Genomic DNA, 26,563 nt, shown 5'->3' on the forward strand with positions numbered 1-26,563 from the left:
TCCCGGAGCCCGCATGACGCTTCCCGTCCCGAACCGCGCCTGGCCCCTGCTTCTGGCCGCGATGACCGTGCCGCTGCTCGCTGCCTGCAGCAACGACAAGACCACGACCTGGCAGGGCTATGTCGAAGGGGAATTCGTCGCGGTGGCGTCGCCGTTCGCGGGCCGGCTCGAAAAGCTTGCCGTCGACCGAGGCCAGCAGGTCGACAATGGCGCGCCGCTGTTCACGCTGGAATCGGATGACGAACGCGCCGCGCGTCAGCAGGCCGCCGAGCAGGTGCGCGTGGCGCAGGCACAACTGGCCGACATCCAGACCGGCAAGCGCCCTGTGGAAGTCGACGTCAATCGCGCGCAACTGCTGCAGGCGCAGGCGCAGGCCAATCGCAGCGCCGCGCAGCGCAAGCGCGACGAAGCGCAGTTCGAGATCGGCGGCATCTCGAAAGCGCAGCTCGACGAAAGCCGCGCCACCGCCGACGCCGACGCGGCACGCGTGCGCGAACTGCAGCGCGATATCGATGTGGCGCGCCTGCCCGGCCGCAAGGACCAACTGGCCGCGCAAAGCGCGCAAGTGGAGGCCGCGCGCGCAGCGCTGGCGCAGGCCGAATGGAAGCTGTCGCGCAAATCGGTCAACGCCACCGTGGCGGGCCTGGTCTACGACGTGCCGTTTCGCCCCGGCGAATGGGTGCCGGCCGGCAGCGCCGTAGTGCGCATGCTGCCGCCGGGCAACGTCAAGGTGCGCTTCTATGTGCCGGAGGCTGTGGTGGGATCGCTGCGCAATGGCCAGGCGGTCAGCGTCCGCTGCGACGGTTGCGCGGCACCCGTCGCTGCCACGATCACCTACGTGTCGAACGAAGCCGAGTTCACGCCCCCGGTCATCTACAGCAACGAAACGCGCCGCAAGCTGGTATTCCTGATCGAGGCCCGCCCCGCCACGGCCGACGCCCCGAAACTGCGTCCGGGCCAGCCGGTAGAGGTGGCGTCATCATGACGGCCGCGGCAAACGGCCAGGGCGGCCTGGCGATCGATGTGCACAACCTGAACAAGCACTTCGGTGACAAGCACGTGGTCAACGATCTGACCATGCAGGTGGCGCGCGGCGAGATCTTCGGCTTCCTTGGCCCCAACGGCAGCGGCAAGACCACGTCGATCCGCATGATGTGCGGCCTGCTGACCCCCGATTCGGGGTCGGGCACCTGCCTAGGATTCGACATCATCAAGGAAGCGGCGCAGATCAAGCGCAACGTCGGCTACATGACGCAGCGCTTTTCCTACTGGGAAGATCTGTCGATCCGCGAAAACCTCGATTTTGTCGCGCGCGTCTACGGCATGGCCAACCGCCGCGACGTCGTGGATCGTGCGCTGGAGGACCTGGGGCTGCAGTCTCGCGCCGAACAGCTGGCGGGCTCGCTGTCGGGCGGCTGGAAGCAGCGGCTGGCGCTGGCCGCGTGCCTGCTGCACAAGCCGCAGCTGTTGCTGCTCGATGAGCCCACGGCGGGCGTGGACCCGAAAGCGCGCCGCGACTTCTGGGAACAGCTGCATCAGCTGGCGGCGCAAGGCATCTCCGTGCTGGTCAGCACGCACTACATGGACGAGGCCGAGCGCTGCCACAAGCTTGCCTATATCGCGTACGGCAAGCTGCTGGCGCAAGGCACATCGGACGAGGTGGTCGCCAGCCAGCATCTGAGCACATGGAGCGTGGAAGGCGAAAACCTCGCCGCGCTGTCCGCGCAACTGCAAGGCAAGCCCGGCGTCGACCAGACCGTGGCGTTCGGCACCGCGCTGCACGTCACCGGCAAGGACCCCGCGCTGCTCGAACAGACGCTCAGGCAGGCCGCTGGCGCCAATCATCGGATCACGCCAGCGCAGACCAGCCTCGAAGACGTGTTCATCTACATGATGGGCGGCGCACAGGACAACATGGCCACTGCGGGCGCCGGCAAGCCGGCCGCGCGGGCTGGGCGGAGCCGGCCGCACGACACCCGGGAGCCGTCATGAACGCGCCACGGCAGCCATCGCGCTGGCATTCCGCGTTTTCCGTGCAGCGCTGGTGGAGCATCGTCCTCAAGGAATTCCTGCAACTGCGCCGCGACCGCGTGACGTTCGGCATGATCGTCGGCCTGCCGATCGTGCAGTTGCTGCTGTTCGGCTTTGCCATCAACAGCGATCCACGCCATATGCCGACAGCGGTGATCGTGGCCGAGCACAGCGATTTCTCGCGCACGTTCCTCGCCGCGATGGAGAACACCACGTACTTCAAGATCGTCCGCACAATGCCCGACGAGCAATCCGGCCGCGAGGCGCTGTTGCGCGGCGATGTGCAGTTCGTGGTCAGCATCCCGGCCGATTTTTCGCGTCGGCTGCTGCACGGCGACCGGCCATCGATCCTGGTGGAAGCCGACGCTACCGATCCGTCCGCCACCGGCCCGGCGATCGCGGCGCTGGCGCAATTGCCGGGCACCGTCGCGCGGATCGACCTGAAAGGCGCGCTGGCACCGCTGGCAGGCGGCAAGCCCGCGTTCGATGTCAATGTGCAGCGGCTCTACAACCCGGAAGGCATCACGCAATACAACATCGTGCCGGGCCTGATGGGCACCATCCTGACCATGACGATGGTGATGATGACCGGCCTGGCGATGACGCGCGAACGCGAGCGCGGCACGATGGAAAACCTGCTGGCCACGCCGGTGCAGCCGATCGAGGTCATCTCGGGCAAGATCGTGCCGTACATCTTCATCGGGCTGGTGCAGGCCACCATCATCGTGCTGGCCGCGCACTTCGTCTTCGACGTGCCGTTCCTGGGTTCGGTAGTCGCCGTGTATCTGGCTGCGCTGCTGTTCATCGCGGCCAACCTGACCGTTGGCATCACGCTCTCGTCGCTAGCCAGCAATCAGTTGCAGGCGGTGCAGCTCACGTTCTTCTATTTCCTCCCCAACATCCTGCTCTCGGGCTTCATGTTTCCGTTCGCGGGTATGCCGCGCTGGGCGCAATGGATCGGCAACGTGCTGCCGATGACGTATTTCAACCGCATGATCCGCAGCATCATGCTCAAGGGCAGCGGTTGGACGGAACTGTGGCCCAACGTATGGCCCGTGGCATTGTTCACGGTGCTCATCATGGCGATTGCGGTGCGCTTCTACAAGCGCACGCTCGACTGACGGGAGAGCCCTGGCATGCGAACTCATCCAACCTTGAACATGTCGATGGCGACGATTGCGGCGGCGATGGCGCTGCTGCTCGGCGGCTGCACGGTGGGCCCCGATTTCCGCACGCCCGAACCGACCACGGACGCGCGCTACACGGCCAGCGCCCAGCCCGCGCAGATGAGCGCGGCCGGATATCCCACGCAGACGCTGGCCACGGCCGATATTCCGCGGCAATGGTGGGCGTTGTTCCGCAATCCGAAGTTGGACGAGACGATCCGCGTCGCGCTGGCAAATAGTCCGACACTGGCCCAGGCGCAGGCGCGCCTGCGCGAGGCCCAGGAAAACCTGGCCGCGCGCACGGGTGCGACGCAGTTTCCGCAGGTCGACGCCAAGCTCAACGCCACGCGCCAGCAGGTGGATCTGACGTCGGTCGGCATCACGCAGTTTCCCAGCCCCGGTCCGTTCACGCTGTTCAATGCCAGCGTGCAGGTTTCCTATGCGCTCGACCTGTTCGGCGGACAGCGCCGCGAACTGGAGGGCTTGCAGGCGGCGGTCGATTACCAACGCTTCGAACTCGAAGCCGCGCGCCTGTCGCTGGCCGCGAATGTGGCCACCGCGGCGATCCGCGAGGCCAGCCTGCGCGCGCAACTGGCCGACACGACCGCCATCGCACAGGCGCAACAGCGGCAACTCGGCATCCTTCAGGCGCGACTCGAAGCGGGCGGCGTGGCGCGCGTCGACGTGCAACGCCAGCAAGCGGAACTGGCGCAGACACAGGCGCTGATTCCGGCGCTTGCGCAGCAGCTCGATGCCACGCGCCATCAACTGGCCGTCTACGCGGGACAGACGCCGGCCAGCGCGCAACTGCCCGCATTCACGCTCGAAGACCTGCACCTGCCGGACACGCTGCCGCTTAGCCTGCCGTCCGAACTGGCGCGCCGCCGGCCGGACATTCGCGCGGCCGAAGCGCTGCTCCATCAGGCATCGGCCAATATCGGCGTGGCCACGGCGAATCTCTATCCGCAGATCACGCTGACTGCCAGCGGCGGCACGCAGGAAATGCGCGCGCGCGATTTGTTCAACAGCATGAACATCTGGAGCCTCGCCGCCGGCGTGGTGCAGCCGGTGTTTCATGGAGGCGAGTTGCGCGCGCAGAAGCGCGCCAAGGAAGCGGCATACGAACAATCGCTGGGCGCGTATCGACAAGCGGTATTGCAGGGCCTGCAGAATGTCGCCGACACGCTGCGCGCGCTCGACGCCGATGCGCAGACGCTGCAGGCCCGCGCCGAAAACGCCCGGCAGACGCGCGACACATTGGCCATCGTCAGCGCGCAATACCGGCTGGGCGGCGTCAGCCAGTTCACCGTCATCGATGCGGAACGGCAGGCGCGCCAGGCCGCGCTCGATCTGTCGCAGGCCCGCGCCGCGCGGCTGGCCGATTCCGCCGCATTGATGCAGGCGCTGGGCGGCGGATGGTGGAACGCGCAGGAAACGCCGGGCGCGATCGAGTAGGTGCGCGTGGGTCGCCTTCAGCCGGCCAGAAACGCGCGCAAGCGGCGCACGCCTTCGTCGAGGCGCGCCACGTCGCAGGCGTAGCACCATCGCACGAAGCCTTCGCCCTCATCGCCGAATGCGCTGCCCGGCGCGAGGCCCAGCCGGGCGTCGCGCACCAGCTGCTTGCATAGCGACAGGCTGTCGGCCGCACCGGCGAGGCGGAAGAACACGTACATCGCGCCGTCCGGCGCGTGCGCCTCGACGCCGGGCAGCGCCGACAGCGCGGCCACCAGATGATCGCGCGCCGTGCGCAGCCGCTGCACCAGATCCTGCGTAAAGGCCTCACCATCGCGCACGGCAACGACGCCCGCTTCCTGCACGAACGAAGGCGCGCACGAGGTGTTGTACTCGACCAGTTTGCCGAGATCGTCGAGCAACGATGCGGGCAGCACCATCCAGCCAAGCCGCCAGCCCGTCATCAGCCACGCCTTGGAAAACGAGTTCACGGCGATCACACGCTCATCGCGGCTGGCGATATCGAGGAAAGACGGCGCAACGCCGCCCTCGCGCCCGTAGTAGAGGCGCTCGTAGACTTCGTCCGCGATGATCCAGATACCGTGGCGGCGGCAATGGTCGAGCACGGCCTGCTGCTGCGCGCGCGACATCACCCAGCCGGTCGGATTGTTCGGCGAATTGATCATCACCGCGCGCGTGCCAGGCGTCAGCGCGCGCAGCAGCTTGTCGACGTCGAGCGTCCAGCCGTCGGCGCCGAAGTCGAGCGTGACCGTTTCCACTGTGGCACCGAGAATGCGCGGAATCTCCACCAGATTCGGCCACAGCGGCGTGACTGCCACCACGCGGTCGCCTGGTCCCGCTACCAGCTGCGCAGCCAGCATCAGTGCATTCACGCCCGCGCTGGTCACGGCAATGTGGTCGACCGGCGTCGCGCCGTGCAAGCGGCTCACGTAGTCGGACAACGCGGCGCGCAGCGGGGCGATCCCGAGGTTGTGCGTATAGAACGTCGCGCCGCCGGCAAGCGCCTGGGCGGCCGCATCGCGGATGAACTGCGGCGTGACCTGATCCGATTCGCCAAACCAGAACGGCAGCACATCGGGCAGGCCGATGCCGGCGTTGGCGACCTCGCGGATGCGCGAGGCGCGCAAGCCGTGCACGATATCGCGCGCCAGCGGCGCGGCCTCGGTGGTGGAAGACTGGCGGGACGGGCTGACGGACATCGGCACTCCTGGGCGGAAAACGGATGAAGCGCCAAGCGTACCGGATTCCCGCCGCTCCCGCTGCCTTGCGCTACGCCAACGCGCCGCGCAGCTCGTCGGCCGTCATCGCCGCATAGCCAAGGCTTTGCAGCGGTGCCCGCACCGCGCGCAGCAGCCCGGCGTTGTCGGGCGCCGTCGATCCGTCGGGCAGCGTCATGTTGTTTTCGAAGCCGATGCGCGCGTGGCCGCCCAGCATCACCGCAGCGGCCGCACAATCGGCCTCCTGCCTGCCGAACGCGCACACGGCCCATTGCGTGCCACTGCGGTCGAGACCCGCTTCGGTCCAGGCCGCCAGGAACGGCAGCAAATCGGACGGCGACGATTTCTGACCCGCCGAATACCGCCCCAGCACGAACAGCACCCAGTGGCGTCCTTCGGGAATCGCACCGCTGGCGCGCAGCGCGGCGTAACGGCGCACGTCGTCGGCGTCGTACAGGATGTATTGCGCCACGACGTGTTCCCGATGCATCCACTGGAAGAACTGCGCAGCGGCAGGCAATGCCGCGTCGTCGGGCGCCAGCTCGCGCACGGCAACCGACGCGGCCTCCGGGCGCAATGCCTGCACCGTTGCGATCTGCTGTGCCGGCCGATAGATGCCCACGGCTTCGGTAGTGAGCTGCAGCACCAGTCGATCGCCGACTGCCTTGCGCACCGCCGCGATGGCGGGCACGTAGTCGGCCACTTCCAGGCTGTGCGTGGCGTCGGCCTTGCGCACGTGCAGATGGATCATGGCCGCGCCGGCGTCGACGCATTCGCGTGCGCACTGCGCCAGCTCGTCGGGCGTGACAGGCAGCCGTGGATGATCGACATGCGTCTTACGTGCGCCATTGGGCGCCACCGCCAGCGCAAACGGCCGGCGCAGGGTTTCGCTTTGCATGGAACGATCCTCAGCCTGGCAGGACCTGGTTCACCGACTGCACGAAGCGGTCGACGATGTTGTCGATATCGGCCGGCGTGCAGATAAACGGCGGTGCAAACAAGACATGATCGCCATGAACGCCATCGACGGTGCCGCCCATCGGATAGACGAGCAGACCGTTATCCATGCAGGTGCGCTTGAGTGCCGCGTGCGTCTTGCGGGCTGGGTCGAGCGTCGCCTTGCTGGCGCGGTCCGCCACGAATTCCACGCCGACAAACAGACCGCGGCCCCGCACGTCGCCGACATTGGGATGCGCGCCGAGCGCTTCGCGCAGACGCGCGCGCAGCTGCTCGCCACGCGCCCGCACGTTGTCGAGCAATCTGTCCTCGGCAATCACGCGCTGTACGGCCAGCGCTGCCGCGCACGCCGTGGCGTGGCCGATGTAGGTGTGGCCGTGCTGGAAGAAACCGCTGCCGCCGACAATGACATCGAAGATGCGCGACGTCGACAACATCGCGCCGATCGGCTGATAGCCCGCGGCCAGGCCCTTGGCGATGGTGACGATATCGGGCGTCACGCCGTCCTCTTCGCACGCAAACAGGTAGCCGGTACGACCCATGCCCGACATCACCTCGTCAAGGATTAGCAGCACGCCGTACTTGTCGCACACGGCGCGGATGCGCTTCAGGTAATCGCCCACCGGGGGCAGCGCGCCCGCCGTGGCGCCGACCACGGTCTCGGCGACGAAGCCGGCCACGGCGTCCGGTCCCAGTTCGAGGATCTTGGCTTCCAGTTCTTCGGCCAGGCGCTGCGCGTATTGGGCGTCGGTCTCGCCCGCGGCCTGGTCGCGATAGGCGTAGCACGGCGACACGTGATAGGCGGGCACCAGCAGCGGCAGGAACGGCTCGCGTCGCCACGCGTTGCCGCCGATGGCCAGCGCACCGAGCGTGTTGCCGTGATAGCTCTGGCGGCGCGCGATAAAGTGACGCCGCTGCGGCTGGCCGATCTCCACGAAATACTGGCGCGCCAGCTTCAGCGCCGCCTCAACCGCCTCGGATCCGCCCGAAACGAAGTAGACGTGATTCAGATCGCCGGGCGCGGCCTCGGCCAGGGTGCGTGCCAACGTCTCGGACACTTCCGTGGTGAAGAACGACGTGTGGGCGTACGCAAGCGTATCGACCTGCGCCTTGATCGCCTCGATTACGCGCGGATGCCCGTGTCCGAGACACGACACTGCCGCGCCGCCCGAAGCGTCCAGATAGCGGCGCCCATTGCTGTCGATCAGTTCGATACCGCTGCCGCCAACGGCGACCGGCATGGTTTGCTTGGGATTACGGTGGAATACGTGCGTCATGGTTTGGAGAGGCAACAAGGGCGCAGCCGGAATGCGGCACTACGCCAGACAGGTGCGAGTATAGGAACAACCTTTCGGGTACGCAACAATTGTTTCATTTTGCTGATTCAAAGAAACATATGCACCGACCGCCGTTGGCGTGAAGCGGGCGGCAACCTGTGCAACAATCGTTTCATTCCATCTTTCGCAAACGCCGATGTCCGCCGATTCCGCCACCCCGCCGCAGTCCCTCGATGCGCTGATGAGCCAGCTTCGGGCCGAGTTTCCCAATCTCAGCGCGCAATTTCAGGGCGGCGCGCGATATCTGCTCGATCATCCGCGCGATATCGCCATCCAGTCGATGCGCAAGGTGGCGGCAAGCGCCGGCGTGCAGCCCGCCACGCTGGTGCGGCTGTCGCAATCGCTCGGATTCGAGGGATGGCAAGCGTTGCGTGAGCTGTTCGTCGCGGCCGTGCGCGAAAACGGCAGCCAGCCTTATGCGCGGCGCGCGCGCAAGGTGGTCAAGGAAACCGGATCGAGCAAGATGCTTGCGGAGATGATCGAGGTTCAGCACCACAACCTCGACACGCTGCTGGCCAACAATGCCGATGCGCTGCCGCGCGCCGCCGATCTGCTGGCCGCCGCGCCCACCGTGCACGTGGCCGGCTTCCGCTCGTGCTTTCCGATTGCGTTCACGTTTCACTATATCTACGGGCTGTTCCGCAGTTCCGTCAGGCTGATTCGCGGCGACGCCGGCACGCTGGAAATGGAACTGCGCGCGCTCGGCGCCAAGGATGCGGTGTTGGTGGCAGGCTTCGCGCCGTATTCGCAGGAAAGCCTGCGCGTGGCCACCGCCGCACGCGACGCGGGATGCAAGGTGATCGCGCTGACCGACAGCACGGTGGCGCCGATCGCGCTCGAGGCCGACTGCACGCTGCTGTTCGCGATCGACAGCCCGTCGTTCTTTCCTTCGATCACCTCGGGCGTGACGATGGTGGAAGCGCTGGTCGAACAACTGCTGGCGCGCAAGGGCAAGGGCGCGATCCGCGCGCTGGAGCAGACCGAGGGTCAGCTCCACCGCACCGGCGCCTATTTGCCCGAAGGCCGTCGCTGACCGCGCTTGTTCGTTTATTCGCTTATTCGAACGCCTCGTCGTTCGGATTGGCGTAGGCCTTTTTGATCTGCTCGCTCTGCGGCAGGTCGAACGACAGGTTCTTCGGCGGCACCGGTTTCTGGAACCACTTCGCGTACAGCGTGTTGATTTCGCCGCTGCGCATCAGACTGCTCATTGCGCCGTCAACCACCTGTTTGAAGCCGGGATCGTCGCGCCGCATCATGAAGCCATAGGCCTCGAACGATTGCGGCGTGCCGACCACCTGCCAGTCGTTCGGATTCGGCGCCAGCGTGCGGGAACCGGACAACAGCACGTCGTCCATCATGAACGCCGCCACGCGGCCCGACTGCAGAATCAGGAACGATTCGCCATAGTCCTTGGCACTCTGGATCGTGATATTCGCGCCCTTTTCGTCGTTCAGCCTGCGCAGGATGCGCTCCGACGTGGTGCCCGCGTTGGTCACCACGTTCTTGCCTGAGAGATCGCCAAAATCGTGCACCGGACTGCCCTTCTTCACGAGCAGGCGCGTACCGGCAACGAAATAGGTGGTTGAGAACGCCACCTGCTGTTGGCGCGCCTTCAGGTTGGTGGTGACGCCGCATTCGAGATCGACGGTGCCGTTCTGCACCAGCGACATGCGGTTTTGCGACGTGACCGGCACCATGCGCACTTGCAGGTTCGGCGTGGCGGTTTCCTTCTTCACGGCGTCGACCACGCGATCGCAAATATCCTGGGCGAAACCGATCACCTTCTGGTTGGCGTCGTAGTACGAAAACGGAATCGACGAGGTGCGATGCCCGATCGAAATGGCCCCGGACGACTTGATCTTGCTGAGCGTGGGGCTCGCAGCCACATCGACGGCCAGGGCGGACCCGGCGCCCAACGACATCGCCATCAGCGCGGCGACACGGATCGAAACGGACTGCTTCATGGAAAGACTCCTGTTGAATGAAAGCATCAGCTGTTGCAATGCTAGTCATCGAGCAACAAGTGTTCCATCATGGATAACCATGAAACAAATGGTTTTTCCCGGCGCGCGCCCTGCCCGCGAGCATGCACGCCCGGCTTTGGGGAATATGTTGGAAGGCGCGGCGCGATGGTGCGCCGCCAAGGTGCGGCGGCGGCGGGTGGGAACGGGATCTGGGACGGGACTGCCGCGGCCGTTTCAGGGCGCGGCGGTGACGGGTTCGGCGGCGGCGTCGCGCGCCAGTTGCATCGCTTCGCGCAGCGTATCGAAGTCGCCAATGTGATTGGCCAGCAGCAGGATCAGCCGCGCGTTGACGGCCTGACTCTGCGCATCGTCGAGATCGCGATGCATGTCGATCAGTGCTTCGTAGAAGTCGTCGGGACGGGACAGATTGGGGGCGGTATTCAGCGGCATGGCCGGTCTCCTTGCAATCAGGCCAACGCCGGTGCTGGCGCCTGGGCGGACCGCCGCACCGCCGAGGCCGCGTTGCCGGTGGCGCGGGCCAGCGCCTCGGCCACGCGCCGCGCGTCGACGCCGCGCCAGCGCGCGCACACGTGCTGATCGGGTCGGATCAGATAACACGTGCCAGCGCGCGCGTCATAACGCCGCGCAGCCAGACCTTCGACATCGCGCAGCACCACGGCGCCGGGCCACGCCTGCGCCGATGCCTGAATCGCCACGTCGGTGACGAACACCACGCGCAGCGGAATATCGCCGTGCTGCAGCTGGCGCAAGGCTTCTGTGGCCGACGCATCGAGCCCGGCCGGCGCGCCGAAGATCAGCGCGACAAACCCATCGCCGAGATGCGGCAGCAGCCACGGCTTGCCTTCCTCGCCGGCAACCGGCGCGTCGACGCATGCGGCGCCTGGCGCCATCGCGCCCGAGAATCCGTCCGCATCGGCGGTATTGAGCGGCGAATCATGCAGCACCGCGGGCACTGACAAGCGCCCGCTGTTGACCAGTTGCCGCGCAAAGGCATGGTCGCGCGCCAGCGTCAGCACCGCGTCGCGGAACACGCGGCTGACCGCACTTTTCGGCGTGATGAAATCGGTGGAGCGCGTCGAGTTGCGGATGTTCTCGTCGGCGGCAAACTCGCGTTCGCTGGCGTAGCTGTCGAGCAGGCTGTCAGGCGCCTTGCCTTGCAGCACGTAGGCCAGTTTCCATGCGAGATTTTCGGCGTCCTGTATGCCGCTATTGGCGCCGCGCGCCCCGAACGGCGACACGCAGTGCGCCGCATCGCCCGCGAACAGCACGCGGCCATGCCGGAAGGTGTCCATGCGCACGCATGAAAACGTGTAGACGCTGACCCATTCCAGTTCGAACTTCACGTCCGCCCCCAACAGCGCCTGCACGCGCGCCTTCACGCGTTCCGGCGCTTTCTCGAGCGCCGGGTCGGCGTCCCAACCGAGCTGGAAATCGATGCGCCAGACGTTGTCGGGCTGGCGATGCAGCAGCACTGATTGATTCGGATGAAACGGCGGATCGAACCAGAACCAGCGCTCGGCCGGGAATGGCGCGTCCATCTTCACATCGGCAATCAGGAAGCGATCGCGAAACGTGTGGCCGTGGCTTTCCTGCCCGAGCAGCTTGCGCAGCGCACTGCGCGACCCGTCCGCCGCAACCACGTAGCGGCCGCGCAGCACGTAGCCGCCATCGGGCGTCTCGATCGTCAGCGCGACATGATCGGCATGTTGCTGCACGGCCACGGCGCGGCTTTTCCAGCGGATCTCGATATTGGGCATGCCGCGCGCCACATCGAGCAGATAGCCCTCGACGTAGTACTGCTGCAGATTGATAAAGGCGGGACGCTGATGACCCGATTCGGGCAGCAGGTCGAATGCGTAGACCTGGCGGTCGCGCATGAAAACCTTGCCCAGATGCCAGCGCACACCCTTGTCGACCATGCGGTCGCCGCAGCCAAGCCGATCGAAAATATCGAGCGTGCGCTTGGCAAAGCAGATCGCACGCGAGCCGGTGGACAGCGCGCAGTCGTCATCGACGAGCACCACCGGCACATCGTGCCGGGCCAGGTCGATGGCCGTAGCGAGCCCCACCGGCCCCGCGCCAACCACCACGACCGGATGCGGGTCGGCGGCGACGTGGTCCGCGCGTTGTTCCGCACAGGGCGCGTAATCGTAGGTCTGCCGCTGATAGTCGATATCGGCTTCGGTGCTGCTCATGGTGTCTCCGGTCCACGTTCGTTCTGGTGCGCGTGGTGCGCTGGCGCCCGTTCCGTACGTTGCGGAACGGGATCGACAAACGGTCGCGCTATTGCTGCAGCGCTGTCCACATTTCCTGGTCGCGCTGGGCCGTCCAGATCCGCGGATGGGTAACGCCCGACGCCTCGTCATACGCGCGCGACACATCGAACGGCAGGCAATGTTCGTAGATGAACACCTGACCGAATTTCGGATCCATCGCCTTGCGCGTATGCGCCATGGCGGCCTTCAGATCCATCTTTGCAGCCACCGCCTCGCGCCCGGCCTGCAGCAGCGTGGTGACGAAATCCTTGGTGTAGGCGAGTCCCTTGGCCACGTCGGCGCGCGTGGTCAGCGCGGGGCCGCGGCCGGGCACCAGCTTTTCGGGCTGCAGCGCGGCCAGCGCGTCGAGCGTGGCTGGCCATTGTTCGAGCTGCGCGTCGCCGCAATAGCACGCGGCGTCGTATTCGACGAGATCGCCGGAAAACAGCACCTTCTGCTGCGGCAACCAGACCACTGTATCGCCCTTGGTATGGCCTGCGCCCAGATGGGCGATACGCACTTCCAGCTTGCCCATGAACAGCGTGATCTCGCGATCGAATACCAGCGTAGGCCACGTCAGGCCGGGCACCGTTTCCACGCCGGCGAACAGGCGCGGAAAGCGTTCGATTTCCGATTTCATGTCGGCTTCGCCGCGCTCCAGGATCATCTCGTAGGTGCCGCGGCTGGCGATGATCTGCTGCGCGCCCTCGGCGAAGTACGCCGACGCGCCCAACACGCGCACCGCGTGGTAGTGCGACAGCACCACGTACTTGATCGGCTTGTCCGTGACGGTGCGGATGCGCGCGATCAGGTCGCGGGCCATCGCCGGCGTCGCGGTGGTGTCGATGATCATCACGCCGTCGTCGCCGACGATCACGCCGGAATTGGGATCGCCCTCGGCCGTGTAGGCATAGGCGTTTTCGGATAGTTGGGTGAAAGTGATCTGCTTGGCTTCCAGGTCGGCCTGGGACGCAAACGCTTTTGCCATGTCTGTCTCGTAATTGTCGTGGTTGGGGATCGGCGTAGAGGAATCTTAGGAAGAGTGCTATTTTTAGTCAATGACAAACGATATTGCCATTGGATAAATATCGGAGGCGAGACCCCTCGTTTCGTCAAGGCCCCGGGGAAAACCCTCAAGCGGTTCGCATCGATATGCGCCGGACGCGACTCGCCCCCCGGAGGGTTCGATTACCATCTGGACTTTTCCGACTCGCCCGGCACTCTTTCCGAGGCACGACGCACGCTATGGCACGACCCCCAGGCGAACCCGCCGGCAAAACCCAACGCGGCATCCAGAGCGTGGAAGTGAGCGGCCGGCTGCTGCAGGCGTTGGCCGATGCACGCCGCCCACTGGCGCTGGCCGAACTGGCCAGTGCGGCGCAACTGGCGCCCGCACAGGCGCACACCTATCTGGTCAGCCTGACCCGCCTGGGGCTCATCAAGCGCGATCACATCGATGGCGGCTACGAGCCCGGTCCGCTGGCATTGCGGCTGGGCATGCTGCATCTGGAACATGACCCGGCGTGGCGCGCTGCGGTGCCACGCGTGCAGGCGCTGGCCGCGCAAACGGGCTGCAATGTCGCCATAAGCCTGCCCACGCCACAGGGGCCGACCATCGTCCATTACGCCGCAGCCGGCAGTCCGCTCCATGTGAATCTGCACGTGGGCACCGTGATGGCGCTGGCCGCCACCGCAACGGGACGCACCTATTGCGCGTTCCAGCCCGAATCGCAATGGCTGGCGTTGTGGCAGCAGCAATGGACCGCGGCGTCGCCGCAGCCGCTATCCGCGTTTCGCAGAAGCGTAGAGATCATCGCCGCACGCGGGATCGAGCGGAGCATCGATTCGCCGAGCCCCGCCGTCAGCAGCCTGGCAGCGCCGCTGATGGACACCTCGGGCAGCTTGCGACTGGTCTTGACGGTGATCGGGTCGACCGGGGTGATCGATGTCGACTGGGAAGGCCCGGTGGCGCGCGCGCTGCTGGCGGTGCGCGACGAGATCGCGCATGCGATGGATCAAACATGAGCGAGTTCGTCGACAACAAATCCCGGCGCGGCATTCAGTCGCTCGACAACACCGGACAACTGCTGGCCGCGCTGGCCGATGCGGCGCGACCGCTCTCGCTTGGCGAACTGGCGCGCGCCGCAGGCATGGTGCCGGCCAAGGCGTTTCCCCATCTGGTCAGCCTGCAGAAGATCGGCCTGTTGTCGCGCAATGCCGATGGCGATTTCGAAGCGGGCACGCTGGGCCTCGACCTTGGCCTGATCGCCCTGCAACGGCTATCGCCCGCACGCGAGGCCGAGCCCGAGATCGTCGCCCTGGCGCACGCCACGGGCCTGTCCGCGGCCATTGCCGTTCTGGGCCCGCTGGGGCCCACCGTGATCCGGCTCGAAGAAGCACTGCGGCCGCAGCATGTCAGCCTGCGCGTCGGTACGGTCTTGTCGATGGTCAACACGGCGATGGGCCGCACCTTTGCCGCGCACCTCGGCGAAGATGCGCTGAAGCAGGCGCTGGCACAGGACGCCATCCGCATGGCCGGCGTGCGCGCCGATGCGACCGCCCGAGCAGAACTGGCGGCGCGCATGGTGCGGATTCGCGCCCGTGGCGTCGACAACGCCGAGAGCCGACCGGTCCCCGGCATCGACACGCTGGCCGCGCCGGTGTTCGATCACACCGGTGCCGTGGCGCTTGTAATCGCCGTGATGGGCAGCAGTGGCAGTTTCGACAGCACGCTCGATGGCGACGTGGCGCGCCTGCTCAGGCAGTCGGCGCAACGGCTGTCATGGCGTTTCGGCGCGGCGGCCCCCACCTCCTGAACCGCGTCACAAACCCGCGATTGCAACGTTTCCATTATTCGAATATATTCGAATAATGGAAACCGATCACGCCCTTGAAGCGCTTGCCGCGCTTGCCCACGCCGTCCGTCTGGCTGTCTTTCGCCTGCTCGTGCAGGCTGGTCCCGATGGGCTGCCCGCGGGCCGCATCGCCGAACTGATGGAGACGCCGGCCTCGTCGCTGTCGTTCCACCTCAAGGAACTGCACCGCGCCGGGCTGCTTGCCAGCCGCCAGGAAGGGCGATCGATCATCTACATGGCGCGCTTCGAGACCATGAACGACCTGCTTGGCTATCTCACGGAAAACTGCTGCGGCGGCAATCCGTGCTCGCCGATATCGCGCTGCTCCGTGGGCGCGGAGTCCTGATGATCGCCCCCATGCCCATGTCCAACCAGACTTGCAGCCAGTTCGTGAACCTGCCGCTGCATGGACGCGATCGCAACGCCGTCCTGAAGGAGATGCGCGATAACGGCGTGGAGCCGGCGCGATGAGCACGGCCGAGCGAGCCGCCGGGATGGCGCAACCGAGCGCCATCGGATTCTTCGAGCGCTATCTGACGGTCTGGGTTGCGCTGTGCATCGTCGCCGGGATTCTGTTCGGCCAATGGCTGCCCGGCGTTTTTCACGCAATCGGCGCAATGGAAGTGGCTCAGGTGAACCTGCCGGTTGGGGTGCTGATCTGGATCATGATCATTCCGATGCTGATCAAGATCGATTTCGGCGCGATGGGACAGGTGGCGGGCCACTGGCGCGGCATCGGCGTGACGCTGTTCGTGAACTGGCTGGTCAAACCGTTTTCGATGGCGCTGCTGGGCTGGATCTTCGTGCGCCATCTGTTCGCGGGCTGGCTGCCGGCCGACCAGATCGACAGCTACATCGCGGGCCTGATCCTGCTGGCGGCGGCGCCGTGCACGGCAATGGTCTTTGTCTGGTCGCAGCTCTGCAAGGGCGACCCGTATTTCACGCTCTCGCAGGTCGCGCTCAACGACGCGATCATGGTCGTGGCGTTCGCGCCGGTGGTGGCGCTGCTGCTTGGCCTGTCGTCGATCACCGTGCCGTGGGACACGCTGATCACCTCGGTCGCGCTCTATATCGTCGTGCCGGTGTTGATCGCGCAGGTCATCCGCAAGGCGCTGCTGGCGCGCGGCGACGCCACATACCGGCGCGTGGTCGGCGCGCTGGGCCCGTATTCGATCACCGCGCTGCTTGCGACGCTGGTGCTGCTGTTCGGCTTCCAGGGCAATGCGATCGTGGAGCAGCCGCTGATCATCGTGCTGCTGGCCGTGCCGATCCTGATCCAGGTGCTGCTGAACTCGGGCCTCGCGTATCTGCTCAACCGCAAGCTCGGCGTGGCCCACTGCGTAGCCGGTCCATCGGCGCTGATCGGCGCAAGCAATTTTTTCGAGCTGGCCGTGGCTACCGCCATCAGCCTGTTCGGCTTTCAATCGGGCGCGGCGCTGGCCACCGTCGTCGGCGTGCTGATCGAAGTACCGGTGATGCTGTTTGTCGTCGGTGTCGTCAACCGGTCGCAGCACTGGTATGAATCGTACGAATCGCGTTGAGGCATCCTCATGACCGTCACCATCTATCACAACCCCGCGTGCGGCACGTCGCGCAACACGCTAGCCATGATCCGCAACGCGGGCATCGAACCCATCGTGATCGAATATCTGAGCGCGCCGCCCGACCGGCCGACGCTGCAGGCATTGATCCGCGACGCGGGGCTCACCGTGCGAGAAGCGATCCGCGAGAAAGGCACGCCCTATGCCGAACTGGGTCTCGGGGACCCGGCACTGGACGATGAGGCGTTGCTGGACGCGATGCTTGCCCACCCGATCCTGATCAACCGGCCGTTCGTGGTCACCGAACTGGGCGTGCGCCTGTGCCGGCCTTCGGAGCGCGTGCTGGACATCCTGCCGGCGCCGCAACAGGGCGCCTATACCAAGGAAGACGGCGAGGCCGTGATCGACGCGCAAGGCCGGAGAATCCGATGATCGCCGAGCTGCCGAATGTCGTGCCCGCGGTGCTCGACACGCCCGACCTTCGCAAGCTGGAACCGGCGCGCGTGAGCACTCACCCGCCCCGCATCCTGCTGCTCTACGGATCGCTGCGCGAGACTTCCTACAGCCGGTTGCTTGTGCTGGAAGCCGAACGGATTCTGCAACACTTCGGCGCGCAGACCCGCGTGTTCGATCCGCACGGCCTGCCGATGACGGACAGCGTGCCGGCCGATCATCCGAAGGTGGTGGAGTTGCGCAAGCTGTCGGAATGGTCCGAAGGACAGGTCTGGTGCAGCCCCGAGCGCCACGGCACGCTGACCGCCGTGTTCAAGAACCAGATCGACTGGCTGCCGCTCGAAATCGGCGGGATCCGGCCGACCCAGGGCCGCACGCTGGCCGTGATGCAAGTGTGCGGCGGGTCGCAATCGTTCAACGCCGTCAATGCGCTACGCGTGCTGGGACGCTGGATGCGCATGGTGACGATCCCGAACCAGTCGTCGGTTGCCAAGGCCTATCAGGAATTCGACGACAGCGGCCGCATGAAGCCATCGTCCTACTACGACCGCGTGGTCGACGTCATGGAGGAGCTCTACAAGTTCACGCTGCTGGTGCGCGATCGCAGCGACTACCTGACCGACCGCTACAGCGAGCGCAAGGAGGCCGCACCCGCCAACGCCACGGCATTGGCCGCCGCAGCCATGCATCACGAACGCGACGCCCAGACCGGGGACAGCGATAGCGGCGAAGTGGAATAACACACGTACCGCCGCTCCCAGGCACCCCATCAAGAAACAAAAAACCCCGCACACCAGGCGGGGTTTTTGTTTGCAGGCTTGGTTAGGTAACCGGGTCTCAGAACGGTTAAAACGGAATGTCGTCGTCCATGTCTTCGAAACCGTTCGACGGCGCCGGTTGCTGGCGGCGCTGACCGCCGCCCTGGGCGCCCTGCGCGCCGCCGGCCGGGGCACGGCCGCCGCCCTGCGATTCGCGACTGTATCCGCCACCACCGCCCGCGCCACCGCCGTAACCGCCTTCATCGCCGCCACCGCCACCGCCGCTCTGCCGGCCACCCAGCATCTGCATCTGGTCCGCCACGATTTCGGTGCTGTACTTTTCCTGGCCCGACTGATCCTGCCACTTGCGCGTGCGGATGCGGCCTTCGATGTAGACGGAGGAACCCTTGCGCAGGTACTGGCCGGCAATCTCGGCCAGCTTGCCGAAGAAGGCGATGCGGTGCCATTCGGTGGCTTCCTTGAACTCGCCGCTCTGCTTGTCCTTGTAGCGGTCGGTCGTCGCCAGTCGGATATTGGTCACAGCGTCGCCGCTGGGCATGTAGCGGGTTTCCGGGTCGGCGCCCAGGTTACCGACGAGAATGACTTTGTTGACCGATGCCATGTAGAAGTTCTCCAGGGACCGCGCCCTTTCAGCGCGGCGTTAAACGTAACGCGAACCTGCAGCAATACAGGATTCGCAAAAAATGGGGGAAGCCGAAAGGCCGCAGGCGCCACGGAACGACCACCGTAAACGACATCACGCGCCGTTCGGAAGATCCGTTGGGCGCGTGTGGAATGCTACCGCCGATATCGGGAAAAAGCGTTTCGGATTTTTGCGGAGATGTGGAAAGTTGTGTCTAAGCCGCAACTGCCGAGGTGCCACCGCTTTTTTCGCCACTGGCACGAGCCGGCGGCGCCTTCATGCTCCACGCGATTATAAGCCACAGCATCAGCACCACGGCGCAGCCCACGAACACCGCGGGGCGGCCTTCGTGCTTGAGCAGCCAGCCGCCGGCCACGCCGCCCAGCGCCAGGCCGAGCGATTGCGTGGTGTTATAGACGCCCAACGCCGCGCCGCGACTGGACGCGGCATAGCGCGACACCAGCGACGGCTGCATGGCTTCCAGCACGTTGAACGCGACGAAAAACAGCAGCAGGACGACGACGATCGGCCACAGCCCATGCACGGTGGCAAACAGCAGCTGGACGGCGGTCATCAGCGCCACCGAGGCCAGCAGCACCGGGCGCACCTTGCCGTGGCGCTCGGCCGCCATCATGGGCGCCAGCATCAGCACGAACGACACCAGCACCACCGGCAGATAGACCTTCCAATGCTGGTCCAGCGGCATGCCTGCGTCGCGCAGCATGGCCGGCACCACCATGAACATCGCCACCTGGCTCGAGTGCAACGCCAGCACCCCGACGTTCATGCGGATCAGGTCCGGATTGAGCAGCACGCTGCGGAACGGCAATTGCACCGGATGCGGCGGCGGCGGTGTCGGCACCAGGAAAATCGTCACGCCGATGGCCACCAGGCCGAGCACCGCCATCAGCCCGAAAATGCCGGACATGCCGATGCCATGCAGTAGCGGCGACGCAATCACGAGCGACAGCGCGAAAGTCAGCCCGATACTGCCGCCGACCATCGCCATCGCCTTGGTGCGATGCCGTTCCCGCGTGAGGTCGGCAATGCATGCGGTAATGGCTGCCGAAATGGCGCCCATGCCCTGCATGGCGCGGCCAACCGTGATGCCGGTCAGCGTGTCGGAGAACGCCGCGACCAGCGCACCGGCGACGAACAGCAGCAGCCCACCCACCATCACCGGCTTGCGCCCGATGCGATCGGACAGCCAGCCCAGCGGAATGTGGAGAAACGCCTGCATCAGGCCATAGATACCCATGGCGATGCCCACCCGCTGCGCGTCGTGTCCGTCGGGCAGCGTGCGCGCGAATTCCGCGAACACGGGCAGGATCAGGAACAGGCCCAGCATGCGCAGGGCAAAGATGCTGGCCAGCGACAGACTGGCGCGCAGTTCGCCGCGGGTCATGCGGTCGCGCACGGGTTCCGCGTGGGCGGACGCATGAACGGACCCGTTGGCGGGCGATGGAGGCTGCGAGGAAGGGGGGATCGACGGCATTGCGGTCGTGAGTGGATTCTGGCGCGTTCGGCCCGGATGCTGGGCAAAGCCCTGCCGCCTGGAAGTTGCCTTGTCAGACCGGGCAGACACACATTCGGCAGAGTCTGCGGTGATGTCCGCAACACTGGCGGCATCGCGTTATCTCAAGTCTGCCTGGTGCCGGGCAACCCCGGAAACCGAAGTTCGGTATATTAGCAGGTTTGCTTCTCGCGCCTCCCTGGTCACCCGTGAACGCTGCGGGCGGCCGCCAAGGCGCGCAGCGGCAGGCGTGGCGCCCTTCGTGGGCACTCCAGGCGTTGCGTACGGCACTTTTAGGTTGCCGTGGACCGCCCTGCATTCGGCAGGCCGCGGGACACCGGGCAAACGAACGGGATATGGAAGAAATCAAGATCCGTGGGGCACGTACCCACAACCTGAAGAACATCAACCTGGACCTGCCGCGCAACAAGCTTGTGGTGATCACGGGCCTGTCCGGTTCCGGCAAGTCGTCGCTGGCGTTCGACACGCTGTACGCCGAGGGTCAGCGGCGCTACGTGGAATCGCTGTCCGCCTACGCCCGCCAGTTTCTGCAACTGATGGAAAAGCCCGACGTCGACCTGATCGAAGGGTTGTCGCCGGCCATCTCGATCGAGCAGAAGGCCACCAGCCACAATCCGCGCTCCACGGTGGGCACGGTCACCGAGATCCACGATTACCTGCGCCTGCTGTACGCGCGCGCCGGTACGCCTTACTGCCCCGACCACAACATCCCGTTGCAAGCCCAGAGCGTGTCGCAAATGGTGGACGCCGCGCTGGCGCTGCCGGAAGACACGCGGCTGATGATCCTGGCGCCGGTGGTGTCCGACCGCAAGGGCGAGCATTCCGACCTGTTCGATTCGATGCAGGCGCAGGGCTTCGTGCGGTTTCGCATCCGCTCGGGCGGCGGCACCGCGCACGAGGCGCAGGCCAAGGTCTACGAAGTCGACGCGCTGCCCAAGCTCAAGAAGACCGAAAAACACTCGATCGAAGTGGTGGTCGACCGCGTGAAAGTGCGCGCCGACATCAAGCAGCGTCTGGCGGAATCGTTCGAAACCGCGCTTCGGCTGGCCGATGGCCGCGCGATCGCGCTCGAAATGGACACGGGCCACGAACACGTCTTCAGTTCGCGCTTTGCCTGCCCGATCTGCTCCTATTCCCTGCAGGAACTGGAGCCGCGCCTGTTCTCGTTCAACAATCCAATGGGCGCGTGCCCTAGCTGCGACGGTCTGGGGCAGATCACGTTCTTCGATCCGAAGCGCGTGGTGGCCTTTCCGAACCTGTCGCTGGCATCGGGCGCGATCAAGGGCTGGGATCGCCGCAACCAGTTCTATTTCCAGATGCTGCAAAGCCTGGCTGCGTTCTACGATTTCGACACCGAAACCGCGTTCGAGGACCTGCCGGCCGAAGTGCAGCAGGTAGTGCTGCACGGATCGGGCGAGACCGAGATTCCTTTCACGTATATCAACGAGCGCGGCCGCACCACGGTCCGCGAGCACGCGTTCGAAGGGATCATCCCGAACCTGGAACGGCGCTACCGCGAAACCGATTCCGTGGCCGTGCGCGAGGAACTGGCCAAGTACCAGAACAACCAGGCGTGCCCGGCCTGCCACGGCACGCGGCTGCGCACCGAAGCGCGTCACGTCAAGATCGGCGAGGACGACCACGCGCGCGCGATCTACGAGGTCAACGGCTGGCCGCTGCGCGACGCGCTGACGTGGTTCCTCACGCTGAACATGCATGGCGCCAAGCGCGAGATTGCCGACAAGATCGTCAAGGAAATCACCGCGCGGCTGAATTTCCTGAACAACGTGGGGCTCGACTATCTGTCGCTGGAGCGCAGCGCCGATACGCTGTCGGGCGGCGAGGCGCAGCGCATCCGCCTGGCCTCGCAGATCGGCTCGGGACTGACCGGCGTGATGTACGTGCTGGACGAACCGTCGATCGGGCTGCACCAGCGCGACAACGACCGGCTGATCGGCACGCTCAAGCATCTGCGCGACATCGGCAACTCGGTGCTGGTGGTGGAGCACGACGAAGACATGATCCGCGCCTGCGACTACGTGGTCGACATCGGCCCCGGCGCAGGCGTGCATGGCGGCATGATCGTGGCAGAGGGCACGCCCGACCAGATCGAGGCGTCGCCGGCGTCGCTGACGGGCCAGTATCTGTCTGGCCAGCGCCGCATCGAAGTGCCGGCCAAACGCACCGCGCCCGACCCGGAAAAGCTGCTGCGCATCGTCAACGCCACGGGCAACAACCTGCGCAATGTGTCGGCCGAGATTCCAGTCGGGCTGCTGACGTGCATCACCGGCGTATCGGGTTCGGGCAAGTCCACGCTGATCAACGACACGCTGTACAACGCGGTGGCGCGGCATCTGTATGGATCGACCGCCGAACCGGCGCCGCACGACCGCATCGAAGGACTCGAACATTTCGACAAGGTCATCAACGTCGACCAAAGCCCGATCGGACGCACGCCGCGCTCGAACCCCGCCACCTATACGGGGCTGTTCACGCCGATCCGCGAACTGTTTGCCGGCGTGCCTGCGGCCAAGGAGCGCGGCTACGATCCGGGCCGTTTCTCGTTCAACGTGAAGGGCGGCCGCTGCGAGGCCTGCCAGGGCGACGGCGTCATCAAGGTGGAAATGCATTTCCTGCCTGACGTCTACGTACCGTGCGACGTCTGCCATGGCCAGCGCTACAACCGCGAAACGCTGGAAGTGCTGTACAAGGGCAAGGCGATTTCCGAGGTGCTCGACCTGACCGTCGAACAGGCGCACGAATTCTTCAGCGCCGTGCCGGTGGTGCGCCGCAAGCTGCAGACGCTGCTAGACGTGGGGCTGGGCTACATCCGCCTAGGGCAGTCGGCCACCACGCTGTCGGGCGGCGAGGCCCAGCGCGTGAAGCTGTCGCTGGAGCTGTCCAAACGCGATACCGGACGCACGCTGTACATCCTGGACGAGCCGACCACCGGCCTGCACTTCCACGATATCGAGCTGCTGCTCAAGGTCATCCAGAAACTGCGCGACCACGGCAACACGGTCGTGATCATCGAGCACAATCTCGACGTCATCAAGACGGCCGACTGGCTGATCGACATGGGCCCGGAAGGCGGCGCCGGCGGCGGCCTGGTGATCGCCAAGGGCACGCCGGAAACCGTGGCGGCCAGCAAGGCGAGCTTCACCGGCAAATATCTGGCGCCGCTGCTCAAGCGCAAGAAGTAAGCGCGCCGCACGCGCGGGCAAGCCGCGCGTTCGACACGCCCTCCGCCATCACATCAGCGCGCTTGCGCCACGCTGCCCAGCTTGGCGTCCGGCTCGTCCTTCATGCGGCTGCGATTCATCATGCCCGCCTTTTCCAGCACCGGATACGCGGTCGCGCAGAACAGCGAATTGAGCCGTTTCAGCTCGCTGATCACGTCCAGGTGCAGCGAGCTGGTCTCGATGCTTTCCACCGTCTGCACTGCCACGCGCCGCAGGTGCGAGCGCGCGTACTGGCGCTCCAGATCGCGAAAGTTGGCCTTTTCCGCCATCAATTGCTGCGCGCTGCGAATATCGCCGGTCAGGAACACCGACAGGCCCAGGCGCAGATTGGCGACGACGCGGCTGTGCATCTCGGAGATTTCCTGCATGCCCGCCTCGGAAAACGCCAGGTTGTGCGCGATCTTCTTTTCCTTGGCGTCGACGATCACGCGCTCGATCAGGTCGCCCGCATGTTCAAGGTTGATGGTCAGCGAGATGATTTCGGTCCAGCGCTGGCCGTCCTGCTCGTCGAGCGCCTCTGTGCTGATCTGCGTGAGGTAGAGCTTGATGGCGGTGTAGAGGTCGTCCACCTCGTTGTCGATGCGGCACGTGGCGTTGGCCAGCTTGACATCGTTGGTGCGCAGCACGCGCAGCATGTTGTCGAGCATCTGTTCGACACGATCGCCGATGCGCAGCACTTCGCGCGCGGCGTTCGACAGGGCCAGCGTCGGCGTGGACAGCGCGGCGGCATCGAGATGGCGCGGCGTGACCTGGCTGTCGCCTGTGTTGCGGCCCGGCAAGATCGCCTCGCACAGGCGCGCCAGCGGTGCCGTGGCGCCAATCAGCAGCACCGCGAGCGCCACGTTGAACAGCAGGTGGAAATTGACGATCAGGCGCTGCGGCTCTCCGCCGATCAGCGCCAGCAGGTCTTCAGCCTGGCTCAGCAGCGGCAAGGCGATCACGCATCCCAGCAGTCGCGACAGCAGGTTGCCCAGCGTTACGCGCTTGCCCGGCTGGTTGTTGCCCGACGTGGTCAGCAGCGCGGAAATCCCCGAGCCGAGGTTGGCGCCCAGCACCAGCGCCAGCGCCACGTGGATCGACACCACGCCGGCCGATGCCAGCGCACCGCAGAACAACACCACGGCCAGACTGGAATAGCAGAGGATTGTCAGGAACGCGCCGATCAGCATGTCGAGCGCGGCGTCGCCGGTCAGCGTACCGAACAGCACCTTCACGCCGGCCGCCTGCACCACGGGGCGCGTGGCGATCGAAATCAGTTCCAGCGCCAGTGTAATCAGGCCCAGCCCGATCAGCACGCGGCCCACGTGTCCGGCCTTGCTGCCCTTCCACGTCAGGTGCAGGATCACGCCGACAAAGATCAGCAGCGGCGACAGCCATGACAGATCGAGCGAGAACACCTGCACCATCATGGCGGTGCCGACGTTGGCGCCAAGCATGATGGCGAGCGCCGGCGCCACGGCGATCAGGCCCTGGCCGACGAATGAACTGACGATGACGGCGGTGGCATTGCTGCTCTGCACGAGCCCCGTCACGCCCAGCCCGGCGGCAAACGCCGTGAACCGGTTCGATACGCTGACGGAGAGTACGTGGCGCAGGTTAGCGCCGTACACGCGCAGAATGCCGACCTTGACGATATTGGTGCCCCAGACCAGGAGCGCCACGCCAGACAGAAGATGAAGCAATACGCCCATTGTGCGTCCCTTTGTGACCGGTGCCGGCAGGGCAGGCGCGAGGCGTGCAGCCCGGTCATCGCGTTGTTATCAAGCGGGCATTATGCGCCCCCCTGTCACACCGGGCAAACGGACGCAAACGGGCGCAATCAGTGACCGCCGAAATTACAGACGGTGAACAGCGGCAGCCCGCTGGCGTGCAGCAGCCGCGAGCCGCCCAGCTCGGGCAGATCGACAATCGCGGCGCCCTCCACCACCGTGGCGCCCAGGCGCTCCAGCAGCTTGCGGCCTGCCATCATTGTGCCGCCGGTGGCGATCAGGTCGTCGATCAGCAGCACGCGGTCGCCGGGCTTGCAGGCGTCGGCGTGGATCTCGACGGTAGCGCTGCCGTATTCGAGTTCGTATTCCTCGGCCACGGTCTGGAATGGCAGCTTGCCCTTCTTGCGGATCGGCACGAAGCCGAGGTTCAGTTCGTACGCGATGATCGAACCCAGGATGAAACCGCGCGCGTCGATGCCGGCCACCAGATCGAGTTGCTGGTCCATGTAGCGATGCACGAACACGTCGATCAGCACGCGCAGCGTCTTGGGGTTCTGAAGCAACGGCGTGATGTCGCGGAACTGCACACCCGGCTGCGGCCAGTCCGGCACCGTACGGATGCGGTCACGCAGGTAGCCGGTGACATCGCCGAGCTCGGGGGACTGGATAATGGAATCTGCCATGGGGGAATCTGTCGAAGAAAAAGTCGTGCCTGATGCGGTAACGGGTTACCACCCGCGCGCCGCGTCAGCGCCGCACAATGGTCTGGCTGCGGGCCACGCCCGCAACCCGTAACCATACAGGAGACCGCAATGGCAAAGAAGATTCTCATGCTGGTTGGCGATTTCGCCGAGGACTACGAAACCATGGTGCCGTTCCAGGCGCTGCAGATGGTGGGCCACACGGTCCACGCGGTCTGCCCCGACAAAAAGGCTGGCGACCATTGCGCCACGGCGATCCACGATTTCGAAGGCGACCAGACCTACACCGAGAAACGCGGCCACAACTTCACGCTGAACGCCACGTTTGCCGACATCGACCCGGCCAGCTACGACGCGTTGGTCATCCCGGGCGGCCGCGCGCCGGAATACCTGCGCCTGAACGACCGCGTGATCGAGATCGTGCGTCACTTCGCGAAGGCCAACAAGCCGATCGCCGCGGTGTGTCACGGCGCCCAGCTGCTGGCCGCCGCCGACGTGCTCGAAGGCCGCACCTGTTCGGCCTATCCCGCCTGTGCGCCCGAAGTGCGGCTGGCCGGCGGCAAGTACGCCGACATTCCGGTGGACCAGGCCTACACGGACGGCAATCTGGTATCCGCGCCGGCGTGGCCCGCGCATCCCGCTTGGCTGGCGCAATTTCTTGCCGTGCTGGGAACGCGGATCGTAGAGTAGAGGCTTCCGATCGCGG

25 protein-coding genes are annotated in these 26,563 nt (G+C 65.7%); 14 read left to right on the forward strand and 11 right to left on the reverse strand.

Going from position 1 to position 26,563, the window contains the following annotated elements; genetic code table 11:
• The first annotated feature begins 13 nt into the window (after window positions 1-13).
• Genes F7R19_RS09825 through F7R19_RS09840 form a run of 4 tightly spaced genes read left to right on the forward strand, consistent with a single transcriptional unit; the run spans window position 14 to window position 4,652 of the window.
• Complete coding sequence (locus tag F7R19_RS09825) at window positions 14-985, forward strand: HlyD family secretion protein (RefSeq protein ID WP_150980128.1); 972 nt, start codon at window positions 14-16, stop codon at window positions 983-985.
• On the forward strand, window positions 982-1,992 hold the full coding sequence (locus tag F7R19_RS09830; RefSeq protein ID WP_061958664.1) for an ABC transporter ATP-binding protein: 1,011 nt from the start codon (window positions 982-984) through the stop codon (window positions 1,990-1,992). Before F7R19_RS09825 ends, F7R19_RS09830 begins: the two co-directional genes overlap by 4 nt.
• Entirely contained in the window at window positions 1,989-3,152 is a 1,164-nt protein-coding gene (locus F7R19_RS09835; RefSeq protein WP_150980129.1) for an ABC transporter permease, read from the forward strand. The genes F7R19_RS09830 and F7R19_RS09835 overlap by 4 nt, the downstream gene beginning before the upstream one ends.
• 15 nt (window positions 3,153-3,167) lie before the next feature.
• On the forward strand, window positions 3,168-4,652 hold the full coding sequence (locus F7R19_RS09840; protein WP_223505648.1) for an efflux transporter outer membrane subunit: 1,485 nt from the start codon (window positions 3,168-3,170) through the stop codon (window positions 4,650-4,652).
• Window positions 4,653-4,669: 17 nt separating this feature from the next.
• Here the strand turns inward: F7R19_RS09840 and F7R19_RS09845 are convergent, their stop codons facing one another.
• From F7R19_RS09845 to F7R19_RS09855, 3 genes are all read right to left on the reverse strand, one after another.
• Complete coding sequence (locus tag F7R19_RS09845; RefSeq protein ID WP_150980130.1) at window positions 4,670-5,869, reverse strand: pyridoxal phosphate-dependent aminotransferase; 1,200 nt, start codon at window positions 5,867-5,869, stop codon at window positions 4,670-4,672.
• A 70-nt stretch (window positions 5,870-5,939) separates the two neighbouring features.
• A complete protein-coding gene (locus F7R19_RS09850) occupies window positions 5,940-6,785 on the reverse strand; it encodes a beta-keto acid cleavage family enzyme (RefSeq protein WP_061958668.1) in 846 nt (281 codons plus the stop codon).
• Window positions 6,786-6,795: 10 nt separating this feature from the next.
• On the reverse strand, window positions 6,796-8,121 hold the full coding sequence (locus F7R19_RS09855; RefSeq protein ID WP_150980131.1) for an aspartate aminotransferase family protein: 1,326 nt from the start codon (window positions 8,119-8,121) through the stop codon (window positions 6,796-6,798).
• A 196-nt stretch (window positions 8,122-8,317) separates the two neighbouring features.
• Here F7R19_RS09855 and F7R19_RS09860 point away from each other — a divergent pair, with 196 nt between their 5' ends.
• Entirely contained in the window at window positions 8,318-9,214 is an 897-nt protein-coding gene (locus F7R19_RS09860) for a MurR/RpiR family transcriptional regulator (protein ID WP_150980132.1), read from the forward strand.
• A gap of 22 nt (window positions 9,215-9,236) precedes the next feature.
• Here F7R19_RS09860 and F7R19_RS09865 read toward each other — a convergent pair whose 3' ends face one another.
• The 4 genes from F7R19_RS09865 to F7R19_RS09880 form a co-directional block, all read right to left on the reverse strand.
• Window positions 9,237-10,145, reverse strand: a complete 909-nt coding sequence (locus tag F7R19_RS09865) for a glutamate/aspartate ABC transporter substrate-binding protein (protein WP_150980133.1) — start codon at window positions 10,143-10,145, stop codon at window positions 9,237-9,239.
• 234 nt (window positions 10,146-10,379) lie between these two features.
• Entirely contained in the window at window positions 10,380-10,595 is a 216-nt protein-coding gene (locus tag F7R19_RS09870; protein ID WP_150980134.1) for a DUF2783 domain-containing protein, read from the reverse strand.
• A 17-nt stretch (window positions 10,596-10,612) separates the two neighbouring features.
• On the reverse strand, window positions 10,613-12,361 hold the full coding sequence (locus F7R19_RS09875; protein ID WP_150980135.1) for an FAD-dependent oxidoreductase: 1,749 nt from the start codon (window positions 12,359-12,361) through the stop codon (window positions 10,613-10,615).
• An 88-nt stretch (window positions 12,362-12,449) separates the two neighbouring features.
• Window positions 12,450-13,409, reverse strand: a complete 960-nt coding sequence (locus F7R19_RS09880) for an MBL fold metallo-hydrolase (protein ID WP_150980136.1) — start codon at window positions 13,407-13,409, stop codon at window positions 12,450-12,452.
• Window positions 13,410-13,666: 257 nt separating this feature from the next.
• Between F7R19_RS09880 and F7R19_RS09885 the strand changes: the two genes are divergently transcribed.
• Genes F7R19_RS09885 through arsH form a run of 7 tightly spaced genes read left to right on the forward strand, consistent with a single transcriptional unit; the run spans window position 13,667 to window position 18,010 of the window.
• Complete coding sequence (locus F7R19_RS09885) at window positions 13,667-14,446, forward strand: IclR family transcriptional regulator (protein ID WP_061957197.1); 780 nt, start codon at window positions 13,667-13,669, stop codon at window positions 14,444-14,446.
• The gene (locus tag F7R19_RS09890) at window positions 14,443-15,237 is read left to right on the forward strand and encodes an IclR family transcriptional regulator (protein ID WP_150980137.1); all 795 of its coding nucleotides are present in this window, start codon (window positions 14,443-14,445) and stop codon (window positions 15,235-15,237) included. The genes F7R19_RS09885 and F7R19_RS09890 overlap by 4 nt, the downstream gene beginning before the upstream one ends.
• A gap of 55 nt (window positions 15,238-15,292) precedes the next feature.
• Window positions 15,293-15,622, forward strand: coding sequence for an ArsR/SmtB family transcription factor (locus F7R19_RS09895; protein WP_150980138.1), 330 nt, complete (start codon window positions 15,293-15,295; stop codon window positions 15,620-15,622).
• On the forward strand, window positions 15,622-15,747 hold the full coding sequence (locus F7R19_RS30465; protein ID WP_263289395.1) for a hypothetical protein: 126 nt from the start codon (window positions 15,622-15,624) through the stop codon (window positions 15,745-15,747). The genes F7R19_RS09895 and F7R19_RS30465 overlap by 1 nt, the downstream gene beginning before the upstream one ends.
• Window positions 15,744-16,817: an ACR3 family arsenite efflux transporter gene (arsB, locus tag F7R19_RS09900; protein WP_150980139.1), complete on the forward strand. Its 1,074-nt coding sequence runs from the start codon at window positions 15,744-15,746 to the stop codon at window positions 16,815-16,817. The genes F7R19_RS30465 and arsB overlap by 4 nt, the downstream gene beginning before the upstream one ends.
• 9 nt (window positions 16,818-16,826) lie before the next feature.
• Window positions 16,827-17,249 carry an arsenate reductase (glutaredoxin) gene (gene arsC, locus F7R19_RS09905; protein WP_150980140.1) on the forward strand — a complete coding sequence of 141 codons (423 nt, stop codon included), beginning with the start codon at window positions 16,827-16,829 and terminating at the stop codon, window positions 17,247-17,249.
• Window positions 17,246-18,010: an arsenical resistance protein ArsH gene (gene arsH, locus F7R19_RS09910; protein ID WP_150980141.1), complete on the forward strand. Its 765-nt coding sequence runs from the start codon at window positions 17,246-17,248 to the stop codon at window positions 18,008-18,010. Before arsC ends, arsH begins: the two co-directional genes overlap by 4 nt.
• Before the next feature lie 106 nt (window positions 18,011-18,116).
• On the opposite strand, the gene F7R19_RS09915 is transcribed toward arsH, so the two are convergent.
• Window positions 18,117-18,650 (reverse strand): single-stranded DNA-binding protein, encoded by a 534-nt coding sequence (locus F7R19_RS09915; RefSeq protein WP_061957203.1) that lies wholly within the window; start codon window positions 18,648-18,650, stop codon window positions 18,117-18,119.
• A 235-nt stretch (window positions 18,651-18,885) separates the two neighbouring features.
• Window positions 18,886-20,166, reverse strand: coding sequence for an MFS transporter (locus F7R19_RS09920; protein ID WP_150980142.1), 1,281 nt, complete (start codon window positions 20,164-20,166; stop codon window positions 18,886-18,888).
• Window positions 20,167-20,540: 374 nt separating this feature from the next.
• Here F7R19_RS09920 and uvrA point away from each other — a divergent pair, with 374 nt between their 5' ends.
• Complete coding sequence (gene uvrA, locus F7R19_RS09925) at window positions 20,541-23,408, forward strand: excinuclease ABC subunit UvrA (RefSeq protein ID WP_150980143.1); 2,868 nt, start codon at window positions 20,541-20,543, stop codon at window positions 23,406-23,408.
• A 53-nt stretch (window positions 23,409-23,461) separates the two neighbouring features.
• On the opposite strand, the gene F7R19_RS09930 is transcribed toward uvrA, so the two are convergent.
• Both F7R19_RS09930 and F7R19_RS09935 read right to left on the reverse strand, forming a co-directional pair.
• Window positions 23,462-25,138, reverse strand: coding sequence for a Na/Pi cotransporter family protein (locus F7R19_RS09930; protein ID WP_150980144.1), 1,677 nt, complete (start codon window positions 25,136-25,138; stop codon window positions 23,462-23,464).
• Window positions 25,139-25,266: 128 nt separating this feature from the next.
• Complete coding sequence (locus tag F7R19_RS09935; protein WP_061957207.1) at window positions 25,267-25,839, reverse strand: adenine phosphoribosyltransferase; 573 nt, start codon at window positions 25,837-25,839, stop codon at window positions 25,267-25,269.
• 129 nt (window positions 25,840-25,968) lie between these two features.
• Here F7R19_RS09935 and F7R19_RS09940 point away from each other — a divergent pair, with 129 nt between their 5' ends.
• Window positions 25,969-26,547, forward strand: a complete 579-nt coding sequence (locus F7R19_RS09940) for a DJ-1/PfpI family protein (protein WP_061957208.1) — start codon at window positions 25,969-25,971, stop codon at window positions 26,545-26,547.
• The last annotated feature ends 16 nt before the right edge of the window (window positions 26,548-26,563 follow it).

Origin of the sequence: Cupriavidus pauculus, assembly GCF_008801835.1 — a bacterium.
Lineage (GTDB): Bacteria > Pseudomonadota > Gammaproteobacteria > Burkholderiales > Burkholderiaceae > Cupriavidus > Cupriavidus pauculus.

Coding starts and splice junctions, on each gene's coding strand:
- F7R19_RS09825 (WP_150980128.1), top strand. CDS start 14: ATGACGCTTCCCGTCCCGAACCGCGCCTGGCCCCTGCTTCTGGCCGCG.
- F7R19_RS09830 (WP_061958664.1), top strand. CDS start 982: ATGACGGCCGCGGCAAACGGCCAGGGCGGCCTGGCGATCGATGTGCAC.
- F7R19_RS09835 (WP_150980129.1), top strand. CDS start 1,989: ATGAACGCGCCACGGCAGCCATCGCGCTGGCATTCCGCGTTTTCCGTG.
- F7R19_RS09840 (WP_223505648.1), top strand. CDS start 3,168: ATGCGAACTCATCCAACCTTGAACATGTCGATGGCGACGATTGCGGCG.
- F7R19_RS09845 (WP_150980130.1), bottom strand. CDS start 5,869: ATGTCCGTCAGCCCGTCCCGCCAGTCTTCCACCACCGAGGCCGCGCCG.
- F7R19_RS09850 (WP_061958668.1), bottom strand. CDS start 6,785: ATGCAAAGCGAAACCCTGCGCCGGCCGTTTGCGCTGGCGGTGGCGCCC.
- F7R19_RS09855 (WP_150980131.1), bottom strand. CDS start 8,121: ATGACGCACGTATTCCACCGTAATCCCAAGCAAACCATGCCGGTCGCC.
- F7R19_RS09860 (WP_150980132.1), top strand. CDS start 8,318: ATGTCCGCCGATTCCGCCACCCCGCCGCAGTCCCTCGATGCGCTGATG.
- F7R19_RS09865 (WP_150980133.1), bottom strand. CDS start 10,145: ATGAAGCAGTCCGTTTCGATCCGTGTCGCCGCGCTGATGGCGATGTCG.
- F7R19_RS09870 (WP_150980134.1), bottom strand. CDS start 10,595: ATGCCGCTGAATACCGCCCCCAATCTGTCCCGTCCCGACGACTTCTAC.
- F7R19_RS09875 (WP_150980135.1), bottom strand. CDS start 12,361: ATGAGCAGCACCGAAGCCGATATCGACTATCAGCGGCAGACCTACGAT.
- F7R19_RS09880 (WP_150980136.1), bottom strand. CDS start 13,409: ATGGCAAAAGCGTTTGCGTCCCAGGCCGACCTGGAAGCCAAGCAGATC.
- F7R19_RS09885 (WP_061957197.1), top strand. CDS start 13,667: ATGGCACGACCCCCAGGCGAACCCGCCGGCAAAACCCAACGCGGCATC.
- F7R19_RS09890 (WP_150980137.1), top strand. CDS start 14,443: ATGAGCGAGTTCGTCGACAACAAATCCCGGCGCGGCATTCAGTCGCTC.
- F7R19_RS09895 (WP_150980138.1), top strand. CDS start 15,293: ATGGAAACCGATCACGCCCTTGAAGCGCTTGCCGCGCTTGCCCACGCC.
- F7R19_RS30465 (WP_263289395.1), top strand. CDS start 15,622: ATGATCGCCCCCATGCCCATGTCCAACCAGACTTGCAGCCAGTTCGTG.
- arsB (WP_150980139.1), top strand. CDS start 15,744: ATGAGCACGGCCGAGCGAGCCGCCGGGATGGCGCAACCGAGCGCCATC.
- arsC (WP_150980140.1), top strand. CDS start 16,827: ATGACCGTCACCATCTATCACAACCCCGCGTGCGGCACGTCGCGCAAC.
- arsH (WP_150980141.1), top strand. CDS start 17,246: ATGATCGCCGAGCTGCCGAATGTCGTGCCCGCGGTGCTCGACACGCCC.
- F7R19_RS09915 (WP_061957203.1), bottom strand. CDS start 18,650: ATGGCATCGGTCAACAAAGTCATTCTCGTCGGTAACCTGGGCGCCGAC.
- F7R19_RS09920 (WP_150980142.1), bottom strand. CDS start 20,166: ATGCCGTCGATCCCCCCTTCCTCGCAGCCTCCATCGCCCGCCAACGGG.
- uvrA (WP_150980143.1), top strand. CDS start 20,541: ATGGAAGAAATCAAGATCCGTGGGGCACGTACCCACAACCTGAAGAAC.
- F7R19_RS09930 (WP_150980144.1), bottom strand. CDS start 25,138: ATGGGCGTATTGCTTCATCTTCTGTCTGGCGTGGCGCTCCTGGTCTGG.
- F7R19_RS09935 (WP_061957207.1), bottom strand. CDS start 25,839: ATGGCAGATTCCATTATCCAGTCCCCCGAGCTCGGCGATGTCACCGGC.
- F7R19_RS09940 (WP_061957208.1), top strand. CDS start 25,969: ATGGCAAAGAAGATTCTCATGCTGGTTGGCGATTTCGCCGAGGACTAC.